Consider the following 529-nt stretch of genomic DNA (forward strand, 5'->3'; position numbering starts at 1 on the left):
GTGAGAATTTTGAAGACATGCCGAAGTTCTGGGAACACAATATCTACCCAGCGATGAATCTGGTTAACGGCACTGTTAAGGCGTTTGGTAACCGTGTCCCGATTGGCCATAAGAATCCGCAGTTCCTCGTAGGCTTCCGGGTTGAATCGTACGGGGGAATAGTAGCCGTTTTTGACCATATCCGCGATAACGAGCGCATCTTTGCGGTCGCTTTTTGATGGGGTATTGTCGCGATTTTCTTTGTTCTTTTTAACGAGGTGTGGATTAACGAGAACAGCCTCAATTCCTTGGTTTGAGAGCCAACGAGCCAGGCACAGCCAGTAATGTCCAGTGGGTTCCATACCCACAATGATTTCGCTCAGCTTGTAAGACTTGAGCAGATCTTGAATCCAGCGTCCGAACAGGCGAAAGCCCTCGTCATGGTTGCCGAACTCGAGCGGCGATCCCAACGCAATTCCCCGATAGCTCACTGCACGAGCGACATGCATCTCCTGGGCAATATCTACACCGACAACCAGATGCAAAGAGG

The 529-nt window shown here is 50.3% G+C and carries 1 protein-coding gene; it reads right to left on the reverse strand.

Annotated elements, in window-relative coordinates; all coding sequences use genetic code 11:
- On the reverse strand, nt 1–524 hold a 524-nt coding region (locus UQ64_RS28330), incomplete at its 3' end, for an IS110 family transposase (RefSeq protein ID WP_156417706.1).
- Nucleotides 525–529 lie beyond the last annotated feature (5 nt).

The organism is Paenibacillus etheri, assembly GCF_001012825.1.
GTDB lineage: Bacteria > Bacillota > Bacilli > Paenibacillales > Paenibacillaceae > Paenibacillus_AQ > Paenibacillus_AQ etheri.